Genomic DNA, 24,955 nt, shown 5'->3' with positions numbered 1-24,955 from the left:
ATGCGGTTCCAGGTGTTGATGGTGGAGATCAGCGCCAGCAGCTGGGCGAGTTCGGTTGCCACTCAGCAGCGCCGCGTCACTGGCCTTCGATGACGTCGGGGTCCAACCCGAGGTAGGTGGCGACCTGTTCGACGAGCACGTCGTGCAGCAGATCCGCCATGTCCATGCCGTCGCGGGCGCGGGCTTCCAGCGGTCGGCGGTACAGCACGATGCGAGCGCGGGTCGGCAACCCGCGCCGGTCAACCCCAGCCGGGACCAGCCGGGCCAGCGGCACGTTGGCATCCACCACCACGTCGTCGTCCCACACCAGCTTCTCCGGCGTGGTGCTCTTGATCTCCGGCACCTCGTCCACGGCCACGTCGAGCTGGGTCAGCTCCGCGTGCCAGCGCTGCTCGATCGGTTCCAGGGCCTCCAGCACCAGCGCGTCGAACCGCTGCGAGCGGCTGCGGGACACCGGAACCGAGGACGGGTACAGCGGTCCGCGCAGGCCACGGCCGCGCCGGTCCCGCCGGAAGCGGCTTCGACGCCGAGATCCACGTGCGGTCACCACGGGCCGAGGGTACGCCTTCGGCAGCCAAGGTCGGGACAAGCCGCGGTGGGTTTTCCAGCAGCCGCCCAACGCGGGTGTTCGCGCAGAGCAGACAGGTCGGAACCAGCTGCTCGCGAGCCGGGCCGGAGGCGGTTTCCGCGTGCCTGCGCCGCGCACCCGACCGGGGGCGCTATCGTGCGTGTCGTGCGGAGCGTGAGGCGTTGCTCGCGGACCGGGTGTACCAACCCGGCTGTTGCCACGCTCACTTATGCCTATGCGGACTCCACCGCGGTGGTGGGACCGCTGGCCACCTACGCCGAGCCGCACAGCTACGACCTGTGCGAAGCGCACGCGCTGCGGCTCACGGTGCCGAAGGGCTGGGAGGTCGTGCGGCACGAGGGCGAGTTCGCGCCACCGCAGCCGTCCGACGACGACCTGACCGCGCTCGCCGAGGCCGTGCGGGAAGCTGGTCGCCCGGACCGGCCGATCGAGGCCCCGGGGCTTACCGCAGGTGGGAGCCGTCGCGGACACCTGCGGGCGCTGCCCGATCCGATCGACGAATGAACAGATCGTGACCAACGGCTCGGGTGTGTCCAGGTGGCGTCACCGCACACTCGATCGCCGGTAGGCTTCGGACCACGGGTTGTCTGACGCGGAACGGGGAGGGTGCAGCGTGCGGGACCTGTCGGGGATCGTCAAGGCGTACGACATCCGCGGGGTGGTCGGGGACGGCCTTGACGCCGACGTGGTGCGGGAGATCGGCGCCGCCTTCACGCGGTTGGTCGGCGGCCCGGCCGTGGTCGTCGGACACGACATGCGGGACTCCTCGCCGGGCCTGGCCGACGCGTTCGCCGCGGGCGTCACCGGGCAGGGCGTCGATGTGATCAACATCGGCCTGGCCAGCACCGACATGCTGTACTTCGGCTCCGGGCGGCTCGACCTGCCGGGTGCGATGTTCACCGCCAGCCACAACCCGGCCCGCTACAACGGCATCAAGATGTGCCGCGGCGGGGCAGCCCCGGTCGGCCAGGACAGCGGCCTGTCCGAGATCCAGGAGTTGGCCACCCACGGGGTCCCGGAGTTCCTGGGCGCCAAGGGCACCGTCACTCAGCGGAACCTGACCGCCGAGTACGCCGCCTTCCTGCGCGACCTGGTCGACCTCAGCGACATCCGCCCGCTGAAGATCGTGGTGGACGCGGGCAACGGGATGGGCGGGCACACCGTGCCGATCGTCTTCAACGGCCTGCCGATCGAACTGGTGCCGATGTACTTCGAGCTGGACGGCACGTTCCCCAACCACGAGGCCAACCCGCTGGACCCGGCGAACCTGGTCGACCTGCAGGCCAAGGTCCGCGACGTCGGAGCCGACGCCGGACTGGCCTTCGACGGCGACGCGGACCGCTGCTTCGTGGTGGACGAGCGGGCCGAGCCGGTCTCACCGAGCGCGATCACCGCGCTGGTCGCGGTCCGCGAACTGGCCAAGGACCCCGGCGGCACGGTCATCCACAACCTGATCACCTCCAAGGCGGTGCCCGAGATCGTCGCCGAACACGGCGGCAAGCCGGTGCGCACCCGCGTCGGCCACTCGTTCATCAAGCAGACGATGGCCGAGACCGGGGCGATCTTCGGCGGTGAGCACTCCGCGCACTACTACTTCCGCGACTTCTGGCGCGCCGACTCCGGCATGCTCGCCGCGCTGCACGTGCTCGCCGCGCTCGGCGAGCAGGACAAGCCATTGTCCGAGCTGATGGCCGAGTACTCGCGGTACGTCGCCTCCGGCGAGATCAACTCCACGGTCGACGACCAGCAGGACCGGATGCGTGCTGTCGCGGCGGCTTTCGGCGACCGGATTGGCGCTCGTGTGGACGAGCTCGACGGGCTTACCGTGGAGTTGTCGGACGGATCCTGGTTCAATTTGCGCCCGTCCAACACCGAACCGCTGCTCCGGCTCAACGTGGAGGCAAGGGACACTGACGCCATGGCCGCGCTGCGCGACGAGGTGCTCGCGGTCGTCCGAGGGTGAGGTTTCGGCGTCGCCACGGCGGTCGGCAGTAGCACGCCCGCGCCGTCGGCGCGGGCGAGTTTGGGAGGAAAAGTGGCCGTTGACCTGCAACCGGAGTTGTTGGAGATCCTGGCTTGCCCGTGCCCCGAGCACGCCGCGCTGCAACCGGGACGGGCCGATGACGCGCAGGCCGACTACCTGACCTGCACCTTCTGTGGCCGTAGCTTCCCGGTCCGGGACGGAATTCCGGTGCTGCTGCTGGAAGAGGCCGTCGGGGGTCCGGCCCCCGGCGCCGCCGGTGAGGGGTGACGTTCGTGCTGGACGACAGTCTCTTCGACGACGCGGCCAGGCTGGCCGACGTGGACGCCGGTGGGTTGCTGCGACTCGCGGCCCTTTCCGGCGCGCAGGTTCGCGCCGCGATGGAGACCGCGAGCGAGGTGGGCCTGGACGACCTCGCCGACGGTCGCCCGCGCGCCCTGGTGCTGGTGGCGCGGCCCGGCGTCGGCCCGGCGGTCTGCCGGTTGCTCGCCGCGCTGCTCGGCCCGCGGTGCCCGGTTCCAGTGGTGGTCGCCGAGTCGATTCCGGCGTGGATCGGCGCGTTGGACGTCGTCTTCGCGCACACCGACGACGTGGGCGACGCGGTGCTGGCCGAGTCGATATCGGTCGCCTGCCGCCGCAATGCGACGGTCGTGCTGGCGGTCCCGTCGGACGGCCCGGTCGCGGCTGCCGGTGCGGGCCGCGCCAAGTTGCTGTCGCCGCGCGTCCCGGTGCCACCAGCGCTGTCGTTCGCACACGTCTTCGCGGCCGGGATCAGCACCATCGCCGCACTGGGCCTGCTGACCTTCGACGCCGAACAGTTGGCCGACGAGCTGGACCGGGAAGCCGAGCGCGCCCACCCGAGCCACGAGTCGCTGATCAACCCCGCGAAGTCGCTGGCGCTGCGCCTGGCCGACCGCACCCCGCTGCTGTGGGGCATCGACCCGGTTTCCACGGCGGTGGCTGCGCACGGCGCGTTCGCGCTCGGCAGCCACGCGGGGGTGCCCTCCTACGTCGCCGACTACCCGCAGGCGGCCACCGAGCGGGCGCTGCACCGCGCTGCCGCCGCGGTCGGCTCCGAGGCGGATCTGTTCGCCGATCCCGAGGACAACCCCGGTGCACTGCTTCGCGTGTTCCTGGTCAGTGCGCGGCACGACGCGCAGGGAGAGGTCTTCGAACGAGCCGCGACGCGCGATTTGCCCAGTGCGGACCTGGTCACGCCAGGTGAGTCGGTGCGCGCCGACGCCGTGCTGCGGTCCGCGGCGCTGGCCACCCGATTCGATCTGGCCGCCGTCTACCTGGGGTTGGCCGCCGGAACCCTCAACGGGCCCGGCTGGCCAGCACTGGCGGTGCACTGAGGGAAAGTTCCGGGAATGCCCCGATGCGGCCCGTCGACCGGATGCGGTGTGCTGTGCTGGGTGTCGCGGGCGAGCAGACGCAAGACGAGGAAGCGAGAACGACTGTGGAGCTACTGCGGAACGCGGTGCGCCCCTATGCGTGGGGCTCGCGTACCGCTATTGCTGATCTGCTCGGTCGGCCTGTCCCGACACCGCACCCCGAAGCCGAATTGTGGATGGGCGCTCATCCAGGTGACCCGTCGCGGGTGATCCGGCCGGACGGCGACGAGGTGTCGCTGCTCTCCCTGCTGGACGCCGACCCCGCGCACCACCTGGGCACGGGGTGCGTGCGGCGCTGGGGCGGCCGCCTGCCGTTCCTGCTCAAGGTGCTCGCCGCCGACGAACCGCTGAGCCTGCAGGCACATCCGTCGGCGGAGCAGGCCGCGGAGGGCTTCCGGCGGGAAGAGGAAGCGGGCATCGCGCGCAACGCGGCCAACCGCAACTACCCGGATCCCACCGCGAAACCAGAGCTGATCTGCGCGCTGACCGAGTTCCACGCGCTGGCCGGATTCCGCGAGGCGAATCGCACCGTGCGACTGCTGGACGAGCTGGCGGTGCCGAGCCTGTGGGCCCACCGCGATCTGCTCGCCGCGCAACCCGATGCCGACGGACTGCGTGCGTTGTTCACCACCTGGATCACGCTCCCCGAGCACTACCTGCGCGAAGTGCTGCCAGATCTGCTCGAAGCCTGCGTGGCGCACGTGCGCGGCCGGGGCGAGTTCGCCCTCGAATGCCGGACGGTGCTCGAACTCGGCGAGGCGTACCCGAACGACGCCGGGGTGCTCGCGAGCCTGCTGCTGAACCGGCTGGTGCTGCAACCGGGCGAGGCGATCTTCCTGCCCGCCGGGAACCTGCACGCCTACCTGCACGGCACCGGCATCGAGATCCTGGCGAACTCCGACAACATCCTGCGCTGCGGATTGACGCCCAAGCACGTCGACGTCCCGGAGTTGCTGCGGGTGCTGGACTTCGCCTGCGGCGACATGCGGGTGCTCAAGGGCGAGTCGCTGGACGCGAACCTGACCGCCTACCGGACCCCGGCGGACGAATTCGAACTGTCCAGACTGGACTGGACCCCGGCCGAGTCCGGCACCGTCCACCTGGATTCGTCCGGGCCGCAGATACTGCTGTGCACCAAGGGAAGCGTCCAGCTGACCAGCGGTGCACATCGGACCAACGGGTCGCTGCCCCGCGAACTGCGGCTGGATCGCGGTCAGTCGGTGTGGCTGGCCGCATCTGACCCGGCTGTCCAGGTGCACGCCGTCGAGCTCGACGCCGACGGTGGCGCCCAGGTGTTCCGGGCCGCCGCCGGTAGGTTCTGAAGCCGCACCGCGGTGACGCTGGCCGCAACGGAAGTCCCGGACCGCCACGCGAAACGAGTTCGAAGACGGGCTTTGAGACTTGTGCCTACTTCGTCACTCGGATACCGGGTCAGCCGGTAGATTCCACCCGACATCGGCGCTGGCCGGACCGCATAGCGAATCAGGAGATACATCGTGTCAGCAGGAGGCGGGGCCAAGGCCATCCTGGCCGCACTGGCCGCGAACGCGGGCATCGCCGTGGCCAAGTTCGGCGGATTCCTGTTCACCGGCTCATCTTCGATGCTGGCGGAGTCGGTGCACTCGCTCGCCGACACCTCCAACCAGGGCCTGCTGCTGCTGGGTCGGAAGACCTCGCAGCGCAAACCCACCGAGGAGCACCCCTTCGGCTACGGCCGGGACCGGTACTTCTACTCCTTCGTGGTCGCGCTGCTGCTGTTCAGCCTCGGCTCGGTGTTCGCGCTCTACGAGGGCATCCACAAGGTCGAGCATCCCGAGCCGCTGCAGTCGGCGTGGGTAGCGGTGCTGATCCTGCTGATCGCGATCGGCCTGGAGACCTTCAGCTTCGTCACCGCGATCAAGGAGTCGAGGACCCTCAAGGGCGGGCTGACCTGGTGGCAGTTCATCCGCCAGGCCAAGACCCCGGAACTGCCGGTGGTGCTGCTGGAGGACCTCGGAGCGCTGGTCGGGTTGGTGCTCGCGTTGGGTGGCGTTGGTCTCACCGTGCTGACCGGCGACCCGGTGTGGGACGGCGTTGGCACCGTGTGCATCGGCGTGCTGCTCGGGGTGATCGCGATCGTGCTGATCATCGAGACGAAGAGCCTGCTCATCGGGGAAGGCGCGAACCGCGACGTGCTCGACGAGATCGTGGCCCAACTGGAGTCCGAGCGGGTCGAGAAGGTGATCCACATCCGGACCCAGTACCTCGGCCCGGAGGAGTTGCTGGTGGCCGCCAAGATCGGCCTCTCCCCGGCGTTGTCGGTGGCGGAGGTGGCTGGCGAGATTGACGCCGCCGAGGCGCGGATCCGGGCGAAGGTGCCCGCGGCGCGACTGATCTATTTGGAACCGGACTTGGAACGAGGCCGGGCTGCGACGCGCTGACCAGGGATGGTGTGATGGGTAGCCGCATCACAACGTGTTAACGAAACGCGTGGCGGACTCAAGTCAGCCAGTTCCGATTGCGACACTGCCGCGTTAGTGTGCGACCCACCATTTGGGATTAATGAGGGAGGGCGACAGTGCCAGGCACTGGGCTGTGGCGAACCAAGTCGGTCGAACAATCCATCTTGGACACCGACGAGCCGGACACCAAGCTGCGCAAGAACCTCGGCACCTGGGACTTGATCGTCTTCGGGGTGTCGGTGGTCATCGGTGCCGGTATTTTCACACTCGCCGCGCGAACCGCAGGCGATGTTTCCGGTCCCTCGGTGTCACTGGCGTTCGTGCTCGCGGCCATCGCCTGCGGGCTCGCCGCGCTGTGCTACGCCGAATTCGCCTCGACGGTGCCGGTCGCGGGTAGCGCCTACACGTACTCATATGCCACGTTCGGCGAGTTCATCGCCTGGATCATCGGCTGGGACCTGATCCTGGAGTTCGCCGTGGCCGCAGCCGCGGTGGGCAAGGGCTGGTCGATCTACCTGGAGCAGGTGCTCGGGTTGATCGGTCTGGACGTGCCCACCGTGCTGCCGATGGGATCGCTGCAGTTCGACTGGGGTGCGGTGCTGCTGGTGGCGGTGCTGTGCACGCTGCTCGCCCTCGGCACGAAGCTGTCGGCCCGGGTCAGCCTGGTCATCACGCTGATCAAGGTGGCCGTGGTGCTGCTGGTCATCGTGGTCGGCCTGGCCTACGTCAACGCGGCCAACTACACGCCGTTCGTCCCGCCAGCGGAGATCGCCACGGAATCCGGCCCGAAGCTGGAGCAGTCGCTGCTGTCGTTGATCCTCGGCGGTGAGACCAGCACCTACGGCGTCTTCGGCCTGTTGGCCGCGGCGTCGCTGGTGTTCTTCGCTTTCATCGGTTTCGACATCGTCGCCACCACCGCGGAGGAGACCCGCAACCCGCAGCGCGACGCGCCTCGCGGCATCCTCGGCAGCCTGGCGATCGTCACCGTGCTCTACGTCGCGGTCGCGCTGGTGGTCACCGGCATGGTGCCCTACACCGACCTGGCCACCAGCCCGGACGGCACGCGGTCCACGCTGGCCACGGCATTCTCCCAGCACGGTGTGACCTGGGCGGCGGCGATCATCTCGGTCGGCGCGCTGGCCGGTCTGACGACGGTCGTCATGGTGCTGCTGCTCGGGCAGACCCGCGTGCTGTTCGCGATGTCCCGTGATGGTCTGGTGCCGCGCGGGCTGGCCAAGACCGATCCGAAGCACGGCACGCCGGTCCGGGCCACCGTGCTGGTCGGGGTCATCGTGATCGTGGCGGCCGGTTTCTTCCCGGCGGACAAGCTGGAAGAGATGGTCAACGTCGGCACGTTGTTCGCGTTCGTGCTGGTCTCGCTGGGCGTGATCGTGCTCCGCAAGACCCGGCCCGACCTGCCGCGCGGCTTCCGCGCCCCGCTGGTGCCGCTGGTGCCGATCCTGGCGATCCTGGCCTGCCTCTGGCTGATGCTGAACCTGACCGCGCTGACCTGGGTCCGGTTCGTGGTCTGGATGGCCGCCGGTGTGCTGATCTACTTCCTGTACGGCCGCAGCCACTCGCGGCTGGGACAGCGGGAGTCCGAGGTGGCATCCGGTGGCGCGGTGGCGCACGGCTCGGAGTCGAGCAAGTAGCGCATCGATCGCTGAAACGGCGCCGTCCAACCGGGCGGCGCCGTTTCCTTTTGACCCCGTCCTGACCCCGCCCTGGGTTTCGAACAAATGTTCACCTGGCTGAGTGATGACCGCCGGGGCTCGGATCGGGATCATGGCGAACATGGCATCGAAGACAGTCGGAACCAGGAACAGTCAGCCCACCGCACACCGTCGCAGCGGGGTGTTCGGATTCGGGGAAGCAGTGCTGCTGCGCATGGACGATGGGGAGCAGTCAGGTGCTCCGCCGCCCGCGCGCCACGCGGCGGAGGTCGGCGAGCCGAAGCGTGGCGTGCCGAAGGCCGCGCCAGTGCGGGAAGTCGGCGCGCGGGTGGCCGCCGATGCGTCGGCTGGCCGGTCGCGGCGCTCCGGCGCTGCTCAGTGTTCAGACGCGCGTAGCGACATCCCGCGTTCCCACGGCGCAGTGCGGCCACGGGGTTCGGTGATCTCCGGTAGCACCGAGGGCTCCGGGCGCGGTTTCGCTCCCTGCTGCCGTGGCGTCGTCGCGGTGGCCCGCGCCCGCTCGCCGGTCTTGGCGATCCGCGTCGTTTCGGGCTGCTCGGATTCCGCCGGGCGGTGCGACAATTCCTCGATGGTCTCGGTGAGAGACCCGCCGTCGCCGCCCTGCGCGGGCAGGTTCGGCGGCTTCGGGGGGCTTGGCGCGGTTGGGGCCTGGGCCGGTGTCGGGGTCTGCGGTCGCAGCGGCAGCGCGGCGCCGCGGACCGGGGTCTCCAGGCCAGCGGCCATCGCGACCGCCCGGTCCCATTCCGGGTCGCCGCTGTAATCGGTGTGCCCGAGCACGCCGGGGACCCAGCGGCGGCAGGAGAACGGCCCGCGCTGCGGATCCGGGAGCCAGTGGTCGCTGCCTAGCACCAGCGCGCCGGTCGGGCCGCGGGTGGCGGCGGGCAACGGCCCCTCGGAGCCGTCCGCTCGGAACCCGACCCCGATCAGCATGCCGTCGTAGACCTGTCGGTTCCAGGTGCTCACCGCGCCGCCGATCGGGTCGGTGCCCCGGCACAGCGAGCGCCAGCGGCCGCCCAGCGCACCGGCGAGATCGCGCAGCGCGGCGTGCGGCACCACGCCGGGGAACGCCCGCGGGTACGCCCACTGGAGTTGGGAGCCCGCGGTCACCAGGCCGACCCGCTCGCGGTCGGCCTCGGGCAGCGACTCGAGCAGCCGAGCGGTGGCGACGGCGGCGAGCAGGCTGCCCTGGCTGTGCCCGACGAGCACGACACGGGTGTTCGGGTCGGCGAGGTGTTCGGTGGCGCGGTCGGCGAGTTCGGGGATCACCTTGAGCGCGTAGCACGGCGGCACCACGGGATGCGCTTCACGGGGCCAGAACAGCGCCAGATCGCAAAGCACTCCGAGGTAGCGCGCGGTGTCCCGCTTGGTGGCCGCCAGGTACACCATCCGCAGCAATCCGACGGCGAGCGTCGCCAGCGCGGCGACCCCGACGCCGACCAGCCAGCCCGACCACGCCCAGCGCGGCAGCCCGACCAACCGGGCCGCCAGGGTCAACGCGGTGCTGACCGCCAGCACCCCAGCGATCACGAGGAGAACTTGATGTGAGTAACGACGTTGCAGGTCCGCCCACTGCCAGGCGTTCGCCGCCGCGCGCTGATCCTGCCTCCGACCGGCATGCAGCAGCGCGACCTCCTCCGGGATGTCGTTGTCGTCGTCGTTGCGCTCCGCCTGCCACCGCTTCAACAACATCCACGGGATTCCGACGATCGCGGCCGCCAGCATGAGCACGGCGGTCGTGCCCCAGAAGACCGTCACGTCGTCGTACGCGGCGGGCAGCCGCAGCGCGGGGTCGCCCGGTTCCTGCTGGACACCCAGTGCTTGGCGCACGCTGAGCCCCAGCCCAGCGCCGAAGCCGTTGCCGAGCATGCAGGCGAGCATCAGCACCGGGGCGGTCATCCAGCCGCCAGCCCAGGGCCGCAGCCCACGCGGGCAGGCCCGCCAATCGGGTCGCGCGAGCAGCGCGGCGGGCGCGAGCAGGACGGCCACCGCGACGCACGTGATCACCAGCGCACCGGTGATGGCGTCGATCGTGGTGCCGGAACCCGGCAGCGGACCAGCCAGCGGTCCGGGGAAGAACGCGACCGAGCACAGCAGTACCGCGGCTGCCGTCATCAGCACGCGGCGCGGTGTTCGCCCGAGCAAGGCCCGGAGCGTCTTTTCCTTGCCGCTGGGGCGCGATCCGGCCGGGTCGTCGAGCGCAGCGGTTCCGATCAGGGCGATGCCGAGCAAGGCCGCGGCGGCCAACCAGCGCGGATCGGCGGTGACCACGAACGGCCCACCCAGCACGAGGATCGCCACAGTGGACAGTGCGGCGACGACGTGCAGGGCTCGGAGTGCCGGTGTGTCCGGGTCGGCGACCACGTTCGCGCCGGGCAACATCGGCGCGCGCGCCGAATGCTGCGGTTTCTCAGTCTTGGGCGCGGAGACCTGCCAAGACACATTGGACAGACGATGCATCAGGAGGATCACGAGCGCGATTGGTAGCAACGCCGCCGATGAGCGCAGGATGTCGATGCTCCGGACCGCGTCCGGGACGAACTCCATGCAGGGCGCGCCCGGCTGCAGGCATTGCGCGGCCACCAGGTCCAAGCTGACCACGGCCAGCTGTGCGACGAACAGCATCGTCAGCAGCAGGGCCGAAAGCCGGAGCAGTGCGCGCAGCGCGGACGAAAGCGCCTGGCTGAGTGGGTTTCCGGAGCGGGCTGGTGGCAGCATCCAGTGCGCCATGTTGGCCAGCGCGAACGGGAACAGCAGAGCCCAAGTCGCCTTCGCCAGGCCGCCGGAGGTCATGCCGCCCCAGACGTAGCCTTCGACGATCCGAGGCACCGAACGGTCACCGGTCGAAAGCATCGGTCCCGGCACCGGACGGCGCAGCCGGTCGGCTGGGCGCACGATGCGGCCCACGCCGTCACCGGCGACGTCCACCGAGGCCACCGAATCGGTCAACTCGTCGCCAGTGGTGCCGAGGATGCCGTGTACCCGCAGCTCGACGACGCGGGTGTCGGGCCCGGGTACTTGCACTGGATCCTCCAGAGCGGTTGTTGATCGTCGAACGCCGGTGGCGATTCTCCACCGCAGATCGACATCTGGCGAGCGCTGTGCGTTCGATTGTGATCGCCCGAGGTACCCCATGTCCCGAGTTCCCGGTAGTTCCTGGGCTCATTTTGGGCAGCTGGGCGGGTGTCGGGTGCCAGGGGAATGCCGCGGAACGGGCTATCCCCGTGCGGATCTGCCCACCTCGGGGCGGTTCGCGCCAGCTGCGCCGGTCGGCGGCGGTGTGCATCTCCGGTGCGCTCGCGGACCACGGCCGTCCATGCGCTGGCGGTAGGCTCGGCTGCCGAATCCGTGCCCCGACCGGGCCGCGTCCGCCAAGGAGTCCGACAGATGAGTGCCGACAAGCTGCAGACCCGCAACGGTGTCGAATTCGCCGTCGCAGACCTGGCGCTGGCCGCAGACGGCCGGAACCAGATCCGGTTGGCCGAGCACGAGATGCCCGGCCTGATGGCGCTCCGCCGCGAGTACGCCGAGGTGTATCCGCTGAAGGGCGCGCGCATCTCCGGTTCGCTGCACATGACGGTGCAGACCGCGGTGCTGATCGAGACCCTGGTGTCGCTGGGCGCCGAGGTGCGCTGGGCCTCCTGCAACATCTTCTCCACCGACGACGCGGCGGCCGCTGCGGTGGCCGTTGGCCCGCACGGGACCCCGGAGGAGCCGAAGGGCGTCCCGGTGTTCGCGTGGAAGGGCGAGACGCTGGAGGAGTACTGGTGGTGCACCGAGCAGATGCTCACCTGGCCCGGTGACCAGCAGCCGAACATGATCTTGGACGACGGCGGCGACGCGACCCTGCTGGTGCACAAGGGGGTGCAGTACGAAAAGGCCGGTGTGGTGCCGAATCCGGCGGACGACGACCCGGATGAGCTCAAGGTGATCTTGGACCGGTTGCGCGCGTCGTTGGCGGCCGATCCCGCCAAGTGGACGCAGGCCGCGTCGAGCATCCGGGGCGTCACCGAGGAGACCACCACCGGCGTCAACCGCCTCTACCAGTTGGCCGCGCAGGGCGAGCTGCTGTTCCCGGCGATCAACGTCAACGACTCGGTGACCAAGTCGAAGTTCGACAACAAGTACGGCATCCGGCATTCGCTGATCGACGGCATCAACCGGGGCACCGATGTGCTGGTCGGTGGCAAGGTGGCCGTGGTGTGCGGCTACGGCGACGTCGGCAAGGGCTCGGCGGAGTCGTTGCGCGGCCAGCGGGCCCGCGTGATCATCACGGAGATCGATCCGATCAACGCGCTGCAAGCGCTGCTCGACGGCTACCAGGTGGCTCGGCTGGACAGCGTCATCGAGCAGGCGGACATCGTGATCACCACGACCGGCAACAAGGACATCGTCACCATCGACCACATGCGGCGGATGAAGCACCAGGCGATCCTCGGCAACGTCGGCCACTTCGACAACGAGATCGACATGGCCGGTCTGCAGCGCGCTTCCGACGTGCGCCGGGTGCAGATCAAACCGCAGGTCGACGAGTGGGTGTTCGGCAACGGCAAGTCGATCATCGTGCTGTCCGAAGGCAGACTGCTCAACCTGGGCAACGCCACCGGTCACCCGAGCTTCGTGATGTCCACCTCGTTCTCCAACCAGACGATCGCCCAGATCGAGCTGTTCACCAAGTACAAGGAGTACGACAACGAGGTCTACCGGCTGCCCAAGATCCTCGACGAGAAGGTCGCCCGCATCCACGTGCAAGCGCTTGGTGGCGAGCTGACGAAACTCAGCAAGGACCAGGCCGAATACATCGACGTCGATGTGGAAGGCCCGTACAAGCCGGAGCACTACCGGTACTAGAGGCGGTCTTCGTACTCGTTTTGCGTGGTGGTGCGGGTGGCGGCCCCCCGCGGGAGTTGCTGTCGCCGTTAAGGGGCCGAACCCGCTTCGCCGCGATGGGGCGCGTCGGGTGGCCGGAGTGCGGTCCGGCTGAGTCGCGTGCCGGGGTCAGCTGTCGACGCTGATCTCCGGTTCGTGGTGCACCGGGAAGTTCACCGAGTTCGCGATGAAGCACTTGCGGTGCGCCTCGTCGTGCAACTTCTCAGCCGTCGGCAGCATCGCGGCGTCGGTGACGGTCACCTTCGGGCGGAGCACGACCTCGGTGAAATGCCCGCCGGTGTCGTTGTCCTCCGCCATGACCCCGCTCGCCTCGTCCTGGTAGGTGGCGACGACGACGCCGGACGTGCTGCACAGCGCGAGGTACCAGAGCATGTGGCATTCGGACAGCGCGACGACCAGGAGGTCTTCCGGGTTGACCAGCGCGGGGTCGCCGCGGAACGCGGGATCGGCCGAGGCCGTCAACCGCGGTTTGCCGTCGATGTCCACGACGTGCTCGCGGCAGTAGCTGCGGTACGAAGCGGTGCCTTCGCCGGTGTTGCCGGTCCAGGTGACCGTCGCCTGATAAGCGTGCGTCTTTGGCATACCGGTTGTATACAACAGATCTGCTTGCTGGAAAAGAGGATTCGCCAGCCGATGACCAGATCGGGGCACGCGGTCGGACAGTGGGTGCGCTCGACTACCGTCGTCGGTGTGGGTCGACTGATCGTCATCGAGGGGCTGGACGGCGCGGGCAAGCGCACGCTCGCCAACGGGATCGAGGCGGAGCTGACCGCTCGCGGCCACTCCGTGGCACGCGCGGCGTTCCCGCGCTACGCCGACGACGTCCACGCCGAGCTCGTCGCCGAGGCGCTCCGCGGCCGCCACGGCGACCTCGGCGACTCCGTGCACGGCATGGCGGTCCTATACGCGCTCGACCGCCGCGCCGCGGCGGCCTCGCTGCGCGCGGACCTCCGCGCGCACGACGTCGTCCTCCTCGATCGCTACGTCGCCTCGAACGCCGCCTACGGCGCCGCTCGGCTCCACCAGAACAGCCACGGCGACTTCGTCGCCTGGGTCCACGAGCTGGAGGTGACGCGCTTCGCGCTGCCGAAGCCCGATCTCCAGATCCTGCTGCAGGTGTCGACGGAGCTGGCGGCCCGCCGAGCTGAGCACCGCGAGCGGACCGAAGTGGACCGGCAGCGGGACAACTTCGAATCCGATGCCTCGTTGCAGCAGCGCTGCGGCGAGGTGTACGCAGAGCTCGCGGCTGAGCACTGGTGGTCACCGTGGATCGTGGTGGACGGCGCCAGCGAGGTCGACTTCGGCGCTATCGTCGACGAGCACGTCCTGGCATAACCGTCCGAAGTGCACGTCGTCGGAACCACGTTGCAGGACAACGTGTGTCGCCTGCGCTGCGACGTTCGATCGCCAGCGCCTGGACTTCCGCGCCATCTGCTCCATTCAGCGGTACCCATTGGGCCGATCCGGTCTCTGTGCCGCGACCTGCGGCGACGATCAGCGGGTGGATGCACAGCAGTCGAGTGACTAGTGCAACCATGTTGGCCATGAAGGCACGCGTGCTCGTGGTGGACGATGATCCGGCCCTGGCCGAAATGCTGACCATCGTGCTCCGAGGAGAAGGGTTCGAGACTGCCGTCGTCAGCGACGGTACCAAGGCGATGCCTGCCCTGCGGGAGCTCAAACCCGACCTGGTCCTGCTGGATTTGATGCTACCCGGGATGAACGGCATCGACGTCTGCAAGGCCATCCGCACCGAGTCCGTCGTGCCGATCGTGATGCTGACGGCGAAGAGCGACACGGTGGACGTGGTGCTGGGCCTGGAGTCCGGCGCCGACGACTACGTCGTCAAACCCTTCAAGCCGAAGGAACTGGTCGCCCGGCTGCGTGCTCGGCTGCGGCGGACTGACGCGGAGCCAGCCGAGGTGCTCACCATCGGCGATGTGACCATCGACGTGCCCGGCCACGAGGTGACCCGCGAGGGCCAGCCCATCGCGTTGACCCCGCTGGAGTTCGACCTGCTGGTGGCGTTGGCCCGCAAGCCGCGCCAGGTCTTCACCCGCGAGGTCCTGCTGGAGCAGGTGTGGGGTTACCGGCATGCCGCCGACACCCGGTTGGTCAACGTGCACGTCCAGCGCCTGCGTTCGAAAGTGGAGCGCGACCCGGAGCGTCCCGAGGTGGTGCTCACGGTCCGCGGTGTCGGCTACAAAGCTGGCCCGCCGTGATGCGGTGACCATGTCGGAGCGCCTGTTCGCGGGACAGGCGCTGTTCTCGGGCAATCGCCCGGCGTTGCGTGCTGTGGGCCTTCGGACGCCACCTCGCCGTGCGCTGTCCACGTCGAAGCGCAGCGCAACCTACGGGTGGTCGGTGCAAGCCGCGGACCGGGCTTTTGGCACAGTTGCTAGCCGGTCGTGGTTGTGGAGGGGCCCCGAGGGACGGTTGCAGTGAGCGTGTTGGCACGTCGAGGCCGCGTGGTGCGGCGGTTGATCTGTCGTGCCCGCGAGGAGCTCCGCGACCGGTGGCACCGCTTCGAAGCGCTGTGGCGGCGGTCGATGCAGCTGCGCGTCGTGGTGAGCACGCTCGCCTTGTCGTTGGCCGTGATCTTCGTGCTGGGCATGGTGCTGCAATGGCAGATCACCTCGCAGCTGGTGGCCGCCAAGGAGAACGCCGCGATCGCGCAGGCCGAGTACAGCCAACCGATCCTGGAACGCGAGCTGACCGCGGTCGACCCGAACTCGGACAACGTCTCCGAACAGCTGCAAGCGGCGCTGAACCGGTTGACGACCACGTCTTCCGGGCAGTCCACCACCGAGACGGTGGCCGGAGCCTTCGAGCCGGTGCTGGTCGACGGGCACGCGCCGGGCGATCGACGGCAGCAACCGGCGGCTGGCCCGATCGACGACGTGCCGCCGGACCTCCGCCAGTTCGTCGAACGCGGCCAGCTGGCCACCAAGATCACCACAGTGGAGACCGACAACGGTCCGGTCACGATGCTGGCCGTGGGGACCCCGGTGAGCAGCGCTACCCGGCCGTTGCAGGCTTATCTGCTGTTCCCGCTGACCGCCGAACAGCGCACCCTCGTCGTCGTGCAGCAGACCCTGCTGCTCGGCGGCGCCGTCCTGCTGGTGATGGTGGGTGCTATCACGAACCTGGTGACCCGCCAGGTGGTTCGTCCGGTGCGGCAGGCCGCGCAGATCGCCGAGGAGCTCGCCGAAGGTGACCTGGACAAGCGGATGCGGGTGATCGGCGAGGACGACGTGGCCCGGCTGGCCGAGTCGTTCAACGAGATGGCCGACAGCCTCAAGCAGCAGATCACGCAGCTGGAGGAGTTCGGCCAGCTGCAACGCCGGTTCACCTCGGACGTTTCGCACGAACTGCGCACCCCGTTGACCACCGTGCGGATGGCCGCCGATGTGCTGCACGCTTCCCGCGAGGAGTTCCCGCCCGGTCTGTCCCGGTCGACCGAGCTGCTGGTGGACGAACTCGACCGGTTCGAACTGCTACTGGCCGACCTGCTGGAGATCTCCCGGCTGGATGCCGGGGTCGCCGACCTGGCCGCAGAGCAGTTGGACCTGACCGAGATCGTGGACCGCGCCGTGGAGTCGCTGCGCGCGATCGCCGACACCAGCGGCGTGGAGCTGCGGGTGATCGCGCCGACCACCGCGGATTCGGAGCTCACCATCGTCGCCGACGCCCGCCGGGTGGAGCGGATCATGCGCAACCTGGTGGCCAACGCGATCGACCACGCCGAAGGCGGACCGGTGGAAATCCGCTTCGGCAGCAACGAACAAGCGGTCGCGATCACGGTGCGGGACTACGGTGTCGGCCTGCGCGCTGGCGAAGCCGAGCTGGTGTTCACCCGCTTCTGGCGGGCTGACCCGTCGCGAAACCGGCGCACCGGCGGCACCGGCCTCGGGCTGTCGATCAGCCAGGAGGACGCCCGGTTGCACGGCGGTGCGCTCGACGCGTGGGGTGAGCCCGGCGAAGGTTCGTGCTTCCGCGTCACCCTGCCCCGACGGCCGGGCGAGGCGTTCGACGGCAGTCCGCTGCCGCTGCCGGGTACCCGCCGCATCGCCGCGCCTGAAGCGCTGCTGGCCGCCGGATTCGACCCGCCGCAGGACGGGGAGACCGGCGAGGTGGAGATCCGCGACCAGGGACCGGCGCGGTTGTCCGAGAAGACCTGGGAGGGCAACTGATGGGCGTGCGCTCCGCCCGCCGACTGGCGGCGCTCGTGGTCCTGCTGCTCGGTCTGTCGGCCTGCGCGTCGATCCCGCAGAGCTCGAACCCCAAAGCGGTCAAGGAAGTCGACGAGAGCAACGCGACCGCACCAGTGAGCCCCCCACCGAGCGGCGCCGATCCGCTCGCCCTGGTGCGCAGCTTCGTCGACTTGGCCGCCGCCCCGGAAAGCAACCACGAAGCCGCCCGACTGCACCTCACCCCGGCGGCGCACCAGAGCTGGGGCCCGCTGCCGGGTTTGTTGATCGTGGACAACGTCGACACCATCCCGGCACCGCAGCCGATGCCGCTGCCCGACGGCGTGCAGATGGTCACCCTGCAGGCCGACAAGGTCGGGCGGCTGCTGCCGGACTCGTCCTTCGTGCCGGAGGTCGGTGAGTACCAGATCCAGATGCGGGTGGAGCGCCAGCCGGACGGGCAGTGGCGCATCGCGACCCCACCGCCCGAACTCGTCGCCAGCAGGGGCTCGTTCAACGCGGTCTACCGCCCGGTGCCGATCTACTTCCTGGACCACGATTCGACCGGCGTCGTCCCGGATCTGCGCTACGTGGTGTCGCAACCGGCGAGCACGCTGCCGAGGCGGGTCATCGACCTGCTGACCACCGGCCCGTCGGAGGGACTGCGGTCGGCGGTGAACACCGCGATCCCGCCTGGCGTGCACCCCAAGACGAACACCAGCGAAGCCAGGGACGGCGCGTTGGAGGTCAACCTCAGCGATCTCGGCGACGTGCCGCGCGAGAACCGGCGGCTGATCGCCGCCCAGGTCGTGTTCTCCCTGCAGACCGTCAGCAACGCGCGGGTGCGGATCAAGGAGGAGGGCCTGCCGCTGCTGCCGGACGTGCAGGACCTGCGGCCAACCGACCTCGTGCCGTACGAGGCCAACAACGTCGCGCGCCCCGACCTGCCCGGACTGGCCGTGGTCGACGAGCGGCTGGTGACGCTGGACCGGGCCGCGCAACCGATCCCCGGCCCGGCGGGCTCCGGCGAGTACGAGGTGGTCCGGGCTGGTCAGTCGGCCGACGGCAGCCAGATCGCGGCCGTCGCCAGACGGCCCGGCGGCGTCGTGCTGCGGGTCGGCCCCTACGGCGGTTACCTGCCCGAACTGCCGACCGTCGGCGCCTACATGAGCAAGCCGACCTGGCGCGGGAAATCCGAGGTGTGGACCGTTGTGGACGGTCGCGACGTGGTGCGGGCACTGAGCAGCGGCGGCAACAGCTGGACGCCGCAGTCGGTCGACGCCAGGCAGCTCACCGGCGGTCGGTCGATCACCGATCTGCGGCTGTCCCGCGACGGAACTCGGGTCGCGGCGGTGATCGATGGGCAGATCGTGGTCGCCGGGGTGTCCGACGAAGGCGGTCACGCCGTGCTGCAACGTGCCATCTCGCTGCCATCACCGGAGGGCGTGCGGATCACCGGCGTCGAGTGGCGGGAGAACGACTCGCTGGTCGCCATCACCGACAGCAACGCCACGCCGGTCTACGAGGTGTCGGTCGACGGTTTCCGCTGGGACCCGTACACCGCGGCGAACCTCGGCCAACCGCTGACCGCGGTCACGGTCGGCTCGGGCGCCCGCGTGGTCGTCGCCGATCGAAGCGGGCTGTGGGAATCGCGGGACACCGACGACGTCTGGTCGCTCCTGCAGGTCCCGATCCGCGGTGGCTCCATCCCGTTCTTCCCGGGCTAGCGCGACTGGGGCCGACCTCGCCTGCTGCCCGACACGCGTCGGTGAGTCGGAATGGCGATCCGCGCCATGATCGGCCGATGCGCACCACCTGGCTCGGTGCCGGGTTTTCCGGCCTGGTCGACCTGCTGATGCCGCTGCGCTGCGCTGGCTGCGACGACGTGGGCACGGCTTGGTGCCGAGGCTGCTCGCGAGAGCTGGGCGGGCTGCGGCACGTCGAACGTCCGCTGCTGGAACCCGGCCCGCCGGTGTACGCGCTCGGCCGCTACCGGGGCGCTGCGCGCCGCGCGGTGCTCGCCTACAAGGAGTCCGGCCGCCGCTACCTCGCCGAGCCGCTGGCCGGACACCTCGCGGTGGGGTTGCGCGCGATCACCGCGGAACACCAGCTCGACGACGACTGGTGGCTGGTGCCCGCGCCGTCGCGGGCGATCGCGTCCCGCCGCCGAGGCGGCGCGCACATGTCCCGCATCGCGCACCGGATGGCCGCCGCACTGACCGCGTCCGGCTGCCGGACGGCCGTCGCGGACTGCTTGATCACCGCTCGCCGGGCGGCGGACTCGGCTGGGCTGGACGCCGCCGAACGAGTACGCAACCTGTCCGGCCGAGTGCTCGTCCAGACAGGTCGTCTTCCCCCACCAGCGGCGCAAGTCGCGCTGCTCGACGACGTCATCACCACTGCCGCGACGGTCGCGAGCGCGTTGGCGGCGCTCGAAACCGCGAATGTCCGGGTCGCGGCGGTGCTCAGCCTGACCGCAACGGCCAACTGAGGCATTCGGGTGGTTTGTTGTTACCCGAACGGCCTCGGGAACTTCACCTGCCGGTCACTCGTTTTCCTGTTGTGAGCAGGCAGAAACCGCCGCCTCGACCAGCTCGCGGGGAGCTACCGCGCAAGGGGCCCGAACGGGTGAAAAACGGGGTCGGTGGGGTGTCCCGAACACCGTCCGCAACCAGGTTCAGCCTGCTTCGAACGTTGGCACCAATCACTCTCGGTGGCCGCTTGACTTCGCCCGACTCGGGGGGTGTCACAAATCGATAAACCGAGCTAACGTGCCACTCAATCCAGCCTCCCCAGGCGGAGGGAAAGGAGCGAAACTCATGTCCCTGGCGCCGGAAGTGAGCTGATCGGCCGTTCCCCGGCGCCCCGTGCACACCTCGCCTACGGAGCACGCAAGGAACGGAGGTCGTGAATGGATATCGTCGTCAAGGGTCGCAACGTCGAAGTTCCCGAGCACTACCGGGAGCACGTCAATGCGAAGTTGACCCGGCTTGAGCGGTACAACAAGAAGGCCATCCGGGCGGACGTGGAACTGTTCCACGAGCGCAATCCGCGACAGGCCAAGAACTGCCAGCGAGTCGAGATCACTTTGATGGGCAAGGGCACGCCAGTACGGGCCGAAGCCTGCGCAGGCGACTTCTACGCCGCACTCGACGCCGCCACGACCAAGCTGGAGAGCAGACTCCGGCGCATGCACGACCGCAGAAAGGTGCACTACGGACAGCACAACCCGACTTCCGTGGCAGAGGCGACCGCAGCGATGGCGGATCGGCCCGTGGTGATGGGTCAGGGGGCCGCCGCGGCCGAAGGCCGGACCGCGCTGCTGGAAGCGCCCCAGGAAGCAGCCGAGTACACCGCCGAAGTGCCCGAACAACGGATGGCCGCGGAAGACGGGTACGAACCCGGCCGCATCGTCCGCGAGAAGGAGCACCCGGCCCAGCCGATGACGGTTGACCAGGCCCTCTACCAGATGGAACTGGTCGGACACGACTTCTACCTGTTCTCCGACGCCGACAGCGGTAGGCCCTGCGTGGTCTATCGGAGGAAGGGATTCGACTACGGCGTTATCAGGTTGGCCGAAGCCCTGTAGGGCGAGTCTGCGCCAACGCCGACCCGAACGGCTGTCCCCCGCGTACCGTGGTTCGCGGGGGACAGCCGCGTGTGGGGGTCCGCCAGCCGGACCGCACCGGGCGGATATGTCCCCACCACCAGCTCTAATACGATGACCACAAAGCGTCCGTGACGGACGCGTCACGATCAGCTAGTGAGGTCGACCGGATGGTCCTGTCCCGACTGCTCCGCGCCGGCGAGGGCAAGATGCTCAAGCGGCTGCGCAACATCGCAGCGCACATCAACGAGCTCGAAGGTGACGTCGTCGCGCTGTCCGACGCCGAGCTGCGGGGCAAGACCGACGAGTTCAAACGCCGCCACGCCGACGGCGAATCCCTCGACGAGCTGCTGCCGGAGGCGTTCGCGGTGGCCCGCGAAGGCGCCAAGCGCACCCTCGGCCAACGCCACTTCGACGTCCAGTTGCAGGGCGGTGCCGCCCTGCACCTCGGCCAGATCGCCGAGATGAAGACCGGTGAAGGCAAAACCCTGACCTGCGTGCTCCCCGCCTACCTCAACGCCATCACCGGCGAGGGCGTGCACGTCGTCACGGTCAACGACTACCTGGCCCGCCGCGACGCGGAGTGGATGGGCCGGGTGCACCGCTTCCTCGGCCTCGAAGTCGGCGCGATCCTGGCCGACATGTCGCCGGACCAACGGCGCAAGGCATACGCCGCGGACATCACCTACGGCACGAACAACGAGTTCGGCTTCGACTACCTGCGCGACAACATGGCCTGGAGCCTCGCCGACTGCGTGCAGCGCGGGCACCACTTCGCCGTCGTCGACGAAGTCGACTCCATCCTGATCGACGAGGCCCGGACGCCGCTGATCATCTCCGGTCCGGCCGACCAGTCCTCGCGCTGGTACCAGGAATTCGCCCGGCTGGCCCCGATGCTCAAGCGCGACGAGCACTACGAGGTCGACGAGCGCAAACGCACCGTGGGCGTCACCGAAGACGGCGTCACGATCATCGAGGACCAGCTCGGCATCGAAAACCTCTACGAAGCGGCCAACACCCCGCTGGTCGGCTACCTCAACAACGCGTTGAAGGCCAAGGAGCTCTACAAGCGCGACAAGGACTACATCGTCCGCGACGGCGAGGTGCTGATCGTCGACGAGTTCACCGGCCGCATCCTCGCCGGGCGCCGCTACAACGAAGGCATGCACCAGGCGATCGAGGCCAAGGAAGGCGTCGAGATCAAGGCCGAGAACCAGACGCTGGCCACGATCACGCTGCAGAACTACTTCCGGCTCTACGACAAGCTCGCTGGCATGACCGGTACCGCCGAGACCGAAGCGGCCGAGTTCCACGGCACCTACAAGCTCGGCGTGGTACCCATCCCGACCAACGAGCCGATGGCCCGCGTCGACCAGCCCGACCTGGTGTACAAGACCGAACCGGCGAAGTTCGAAGCGGTCGCCGAGGACATCGAGGAGCGCTTCGGCGCGGGTCAGCCGGTCCTGGTCGGCACCACCAGCGTGGAGCGCTCCGAATACCTGTCGAAGCTGCTCACCAAAAAGGGCATCCCGCACAACGTGCTGAACGCGAAGAACCACTCGCGGGAAGCCGCGATCATCGCCGAGGCCGGTCGCAAGGGCGCGGTCACGGTGGCCACCAACATGGCCGGTCGCGGTACCGACATCGTGCTGGGCGGCAACATCGACCACCTCGCCGACGCCGAACTGCGCAGCCGCGGCCTGGACCCGGTGGAAAACCGCGAGGAGTACGAGGCCGAGTGGCCCGCAGTGGTCGAGAAGATCAAGGCGCAGGTCGAGGCCGAGGGCGACGAGATCCGCGAGCTCGGCGGACTGTACGTGCTGGGCACCGAGCGGCACGAGTCGCGCCGCATCGACAACCAGCTGCGCGGCCGTTCCGGACGGCAGGGCGACCCCGGCGAATCCCGGTTCTACCTGTCCTTGGGCGACGAACTCATGCGGCGCTTCAACGCGGCCATGGTGGAGACCGTGATGACGCGGCTCAAGGTGCCCGACGACGTGCCGATCGAGCACAAGATGGTCAGCCGCGCCATCCGCAGCGCGCAGACCCAGGTCGAGCAGCAGAACATGGAGATCCGCAAGAACGTCCTCAAGTACGACGAGGTGATGAACCAGCAGCGCACGGTCATCTACGACGAGCGGCGCCGGGTGCTGGCCGGTGAGGACCTGCACGAGCAGGTCATGCACATGCTCACCGACGTGGTGACCGCCTACGTCAACGCGGAGACCGCCGAGGGCTACGCCGAGGACTGGGACTTCGAAAAGCTCTGGACCGCGCTGAAGACGCTGTACCCGGTGTCGATCAACTGGGAAGAGCTCGTCGAGGACGACGAGGACCTCTCCAAGGACCACCTGCTGGAGCTGGTCCTGGAGGACGCGCGAGCCGCCTACGCCAAGCGCGAAGCCGAGGTCGACGGCAAGGTCGGCAAGGGTGCGATGCGGGAACTGGAGCGCCGGGTGGTGCTCAGCGTGCTGGACCGCAAGTGGCGCGAGCACCTCTACGAAATGGACTACCTGAAGGAGGGCATCGGGCTGCGGGCGATGGCGCAGCGCGACCCGCTGATCGAGTACCGCCGCGAAGGCTTCGACATGTTCGGGGCGATGCTGGAGGCGCTCAAGGAGGAGTCCGTCGGGTTCCTGTTCAACGTCCAGGTCGAGGCGGCCGAGCCGCAGCCCGCGCCGGAGGAGCCAGCGGTCCCGGTGTCGGTGAGCCAGGTCAGCAGCGGTATGCCGGACGTCCCCCAGACCCCGCAGCCGCGGGCCAAGCGGGCCAAGCCCGCGTCGCCTGGACCCGCGTTGAGCCAGCTCGGCAATGGCCCCGGAGCCGAGGGCGAGCAGGTTCCATCGGCCCTGCGCGGCAAGGGCCTCGACTCGCCGCAGCAGCAGGGGTTGAGCTACTCGGGACCGAATGAAACCGGCGGGGTGGAGACCACCAGCGACGCCGCACACGGACCGGAAGGACGTAGCGGTACGCGGCGGGAGCGTCGCGCTGCCGCCCGAGCCGAGGCGAAGAAGAACAAGAAGCGCTGATCAGACCAGGGACAACCGGGTGCACACCCACTGACCGTTGTCCTGCTCGACACGCAGCACCAGGGCCCGGACCCGATCCTGCGTTCCGACGACCATGCACGCCTCCACCGTGAACTCGGTGACCGGACAGGCATGGACGGACCGCAGCCGGTAGTCCGGGCCCTGTGCTGCGTGCAACCGAGTCGCCAGCAACAGCCCGGCGACGTGTCCCGAAACGTGCTCCCGAACCTGGTGCACCGGCTTGCGCCCGGACAGCACGTCGAAGACCTGCGCACCGACGAACGCGGCGACTGCGGAAGCGCTGCACTCGTCGACGGCCTCGGGCGTTTCGAGCGGCAGCACTGCGGTCATGGCACCTCCGGGCGGTCGGCCGACTGGTCCCCCGCTTTACTGAGGAACTTGCCCCCGGATCGCGGTCAACATCGGCGCGGAACCCCCCGATCGTGTGAGTTAACGTGCAGCTCGTGGAGCTCAAGGGACTGCTGTTGGATTACGCCGGGGTGCTCGACGACCCAGGTGACGCGATCTCGGGTGCACCGCCGCTGTTCGATGTCGTCCGATGTGCTCGGCGATCCGGAATCAACACGGCCTTGGTGTCCAACGCCGACGCCCTCGGCGACCCGGAGGTGATGGGGTTGTTCGACACCGTCGTGCTCTCCGGGGCGGTCGGTGTCGCGAAGCCGAACGCCGGTATCTACCTGTTGACCGCACGCCGGTTGGGACTCGAACCGCGGCAGTGCGTGTTCGTCGACGATCTCCACCGCAACGTGGTGGGTGCGGTTGCGGCGGGAATGGTCGGCGTCCACCACCGAGACGTCGCTTCCACGGTCACCGAGTTGGTTGCGCTCCTCGACCTCGAACTACCAACCTGACCTGGTGTTTTGCGTCTAGAGGGGGGTGGTGTTCGGCGGTGTTTTGAGGGTGTGTAAATTATTCCACGTCAGCGCGACACGGGCCGGGAAATCGGGCCGGGGGCTGATGCGGGGTCGCGAACCAAGCTTCTACCTTCGGGTGGTAGTGTCGTGGCTCGTGACAGAGGAAATGCTCTGCTGGATGTGTTTGGTCTGGTGTGGGTGTGTTCTTTGAGAACTCAACAGTGGACTGTTTTGGTTAGTGTTCTTTTATGCCCCTGACTGCGCGGTT

Annotated in this window: 20 protein-coding genes; 16 read left to right on the top strand and 4 right to left on the bottom strand. The window is 68.9% G+C overall.

What is annotated here, in order from left to right; all coding sequences use genetic code 11:
- Positions 1 to 76: 76 nt before the first annotated feature.
- Positions 77 to 550, bottom strand: a complete 474-nt coding sequence (locus tag MOQ72_RS32585) for a metallopeptidase family protein (protein ID WP_184726541.1) — start codon at positions 548 to 550, stop codon at positions 77 to 79.
- Between the two features lie 192 nt (positions 551 to 742).
- On the opposite strand from MOQ72_RS32585, the gene MOQ72_RS32580 reads away from it, so the two are divergent.
- The 7 genes from MOQ72_RS32580 (at position 743) to MOQ72_RS32550 (ending at position 8,057) form a co-directional block, all read left to right on the top strand.
- A complete protein-coding gene (locus tag MOQ72_RS32580; RefSeq protein WP_242189631.1) occupies positions 743 to 1,093 on the top strand; it encodes a DUF3499 domain-containing protein in 351 nt (116 codons plus the stop codon).
- Between the two features lie 109 nt (positions 1,094 to 1,202).
- Positions 1,203 to 2,552: a phosphomannomutase/phosphoglucomutase gene (locus MOQ72_RS32575; protein WP_242189596.1), complete on the top strand. Its 1,350-nt coding sequence runs from the start codon at positions 1,203 to 1,205 to the stop codon at positions 2,550 to 2,552.
- A gap of 72 nt (positions 2,553 to 2,624) precedes the next feature.
- Complete coding sequence (locus tag MOQ72_RS32570; protein WP_242189595.1) at positions 2,625 to 2,840, top strand: Trm112 family protein; 216 nt, start codon at positions 2,625 to 2,627, stop codon at positions 2,838 to 2,840.
- Between the two features lie 5 nt (positions 2,841 to 2,845).
- Complete coding sequence (locus MOQ72_RS32565) at positions 2,846 to 3,925, top strand: SIS domain-containing protein (RefSeq protein ID WP_242189594.1); 1,080 nt, start codon at positions 2,846 to 2,848, stop codon at positions 3,923 to 3,925.
- A 104-nt stretch (positions 3,926 to 4,029) separates the two neighbouring features.
- Positions 4,030 to 5,286, top strand: a complete 1,257-nt coding sequence (gene manA, locus MOQ72_RS32560; protein WP_242189630.1) for a mannose-6-phosphate isomerase, class I — start codon at positions 4,030 to 4,032, stop codon at positions 5,284 to 5,286.
- Between the two features lie 174 nt (positions 5,287 to 5,460).
- A complete protein-coding gene (locus MOQ72_RS32555; protein WP_242189593.1) occupies positions 5,461 to 6,384 on the top strand; it encodes a cation diffusion facilitator family transporter in 924 nt (307 codons plus the stop codon).
- 137 nt (positions 6,385 to 6,521) lie between these two features.
- Positions 6,522 to 8,057, top strand: a complete 1,536-nt coding sequence (locus MOQ72_RS32550; protein ID WP_242189592.1) for an amino acid permease — start codon at positions 6,522 to 6,524, stop codon at positions 8,055 to 8,057.
- 396 nt (positions 8,058 to 8,453) lie between these two features.
- Here the strand turns inward: MOQ72_RS32550 and MOQ72_RS32545 are convergent, their stop codons facing one another.
- Positions 8,454 to 11,120 (bottom strand): alpha/beta hydrolase family protein, encoded by a 2,667-nt coding sequence (locus MOQ72_RS32545; protein WP_242189591.1) that lies wholly within the window; start codon positions 11,118 to 11,120, stop codon positions 8,454 to 8,456.
- A 363-nt stretch (positions 11,121 to 11,483) separates the two neighbouring features.
- On the opposite strand from MOQ72_RS32545, the gene ahcY reads away from it, so the two are divergent.
- A complete protein-coding gene (gene ahcY, locus MOQ72_RS32540; protein ID WP_242189590.1) occupies positions 11,484 to 12,947 on the top strand; it encodes an adenosylhomocysteinase in 1,464 nt (487 codons plus the stop codon).
- Between the two features lie 147 nt (positions 12,948 to 13,094).
- Here the strand turns inward: ahcY and MOQ72_RS32535 are convergent, their stop codons facing one another.
- Positions 13,095 to 13,568 carry an OsmC family protein gene (locus MOQ72_RS32535; protein WP_242189589.1) on the bottom strand — a complete coding sequence of 158 codons (474 nt, stop codon included), beginning with the start codon at positions 13,566 to 13,568 and terminating at the stop codon, positions 13,095 to 13,097.
- Between the two features lie 108 nt (positions 13,569 to 13,676).
- On the opposite strand from MOQ72_RS32535, the gene MOQ72_RS32530 reads away from it, so the two are divergent.
- The 7 genes from MOQ72_RS32530 (at position 13,677) to secA (ending at position 23,812) form a co-directional block, all read left to right on the top strand.
- On the top strand, positions 13,677 to 14,321 hold the full coding sequence (locus MOQ72_RS32530) for a dTMP kinase (RefSeq protein WP_242189588.1): 645 nt from the start codon (positions 13,677 to 13,679) through the stop codon (positions 14,319 to 14,321).
- A gap of 209 nt (positions 14,322 to 14,530) precedes the next feature.
- Complete coding sequence (mtrA, locus tag MOQ72_RS32525; RefSeq protein ID WP_277955017.1) at positions 14,531 to 15,208, top strand: MtrAB system response regulator MtrA; 678 nt, start codon at positions 14,531 to 14,533, stop codon at positions 15,206 to 15,208.
- Positions 15,209 to 15,427: 219 nt separating this feature from the next.
- Positions 15,428 to 17,179 (top strand): MtrAB system histidine kinase MtrB, encoded by a 1,752-nt coding sequence (gene mtrB / locus MOQ72_RS32520; protein WP_372495600.1) that lies wholly within the window; start codon positions 15,428 to 15,430, stop codon positions 17,177 to 17,179.
- Positions 17,179 to 18,903, top strand: coding sequence for an LpqB family beta-propeller domain-containing protein (locus tag MOQ72_RS32515; protein WP_242189587.1), 1,725 nt, complete (start codon positions 17,179 to 17,181; stop codon positions 18,901 to 18,903). The genes mtrB and MOQ72_RS32515 overlap by 1 nt, the downstream gene beginning before the upstream one ends.
- Before the next feature lie 77 nt (positions 18,904 to 18,980).
- The gene (locus MOQ72_RS32510; protein WP_242189586.1) at positions 18,981 to 19,667 is read left to right on the top strand and encodes a ComF family protein; all 687 of its coding nucleotides are present in this window, start codon (positions 18,981 to 18,983) and stop codon (positions 19,665 to 19,667) included.
- Between the two features lie 420 nt (positions 19,668 to 20,087).
- Positions 20,088 to 20,765 (top strand): ribosome hibernation-promoting factor, HPF/YfiA family, encoded by a 678-nt coding sequence (hpf, locus tag MOQ72_RS32505; RefSeq protein WP_242189585.1) that lies wholly within the window; start codon positions 20,088 to 20,090, stop codon positions 20,763 to 20,765.
- A gap of 188 nt (positions 20,766 to 20,953) precedes the next feature.
- Positions 20,954 to 23,812 (top strand): preprotein translocase subunit SecA, encoded by a 2,859-nt coding sequence (secA, locus tag MOQ72_RS32500; RefSeq protein WP_242189584.1) that lies wholly within the window; start codon positions 20,954 to 20,956, stop codon positions 23,810 to 23,812.
- On the opposite strand, the gene MOQ72_RS32495 is transcribed toward secA, so the two are convergent.
- Positions 23,813 to 24,163 (bottom strand): Rv3235 family protein, encoded by a 351-nt coding sequence (locus MOQ72_RS32495; RefSeq protein ID WP_242189583.1) that lies wholly within the window; start codon positions 24,161 to 24,163, stop codon positions 23,813 to 23,815. It abuts the gene before it with no gap.
- Positions 24,164 to 24,276: 113 nt separating this feature from the next.
- Between MOQ72_RS32495 and MOQ72_RS32490 the strand changes: the two genes are divergently transcribed.
- A complete protein-coding gene (locus tag MOQ72_RS32490) occupies positions 24,277 to 24,684 on the top strand; it encodes an HAD-IA family hydrolase (protein ID WP_242189627.1) in 408 nt (135 codons plus the stop codon).
- The last annotated feature ends 271 nt before the right edge of the window (positions 24,685 to 24,955 follow it).

This window comes from Saccharopolyspora soli (assembly GCF_022678645.1).
GTDB lineage: Bacteria > Actinomycetota > Actinomycetes > Mycobacteriales > Pseudonocardiaceae > Saccharopolyspora > Saccharopolyspora soli.
This window is presented reverse-complemented; position numbering and strand designations above follow the sequence as displayed.

Bases quoted from the DNA above. Each gene is read 5' to 3' on its own strand.
- mtrA (WP_277955017.1), top strand. From the start codon at position 14,531: ATGAAGGCACGCGTGCTCGTGGTGGACGATGATCCGGCCCTGGCCGAA.
- MOQ72_RS32495 (WP_242189583.1), bottom strand. From the start codon at position 24,163: ATGACCGCAGTGCTGCCGCTCGAAACGCCCGAGGCCGTCGACGAGTGC.
- hpf (WP_242189585.1), top strand. From the start codon at position 20,088: ATGGATATCGTCGTCAAGGGTCGCAACGTCGAAGTTCCCGAGCACTAC.
- ahcY (WP_242189590.1), top strand. From the start codon at position 11,484: ATGAGTGCCGACAAGCTGCAGACCCGCAACGGTGTCGAATTCGCCGTC.
- MOQ72_RS32515 (WP_242189587.1), top strand. From the start codon at position 17,179: ATGGGCGTGCGCTCCGCCCGCCGACTGGCGGCGCTCGTGGTCCTGCTG.
- secA (WP_242189584.1), top strand. From the start codon at position 20,954: ATGGTCCTGTCCCGACTGCTCCGCGCCGGCGAGGGCAAGATGCTCAAG.
- MOQ72_RS32535 (WP_242189589.1), bottom strand. From the start codon at position 13,568: ATGCCAAAGACGCACGCTTATCAGGCGACGGTCACCTGGACCGGCAAC.
- MOQ72_RS32510 (WP_242189586.1), top strand. From the start codon at position 18,981: ATGCGCACCACCTGGCTCGGTGCCGGGTTTTCCGGCCTGGTCGACCTG.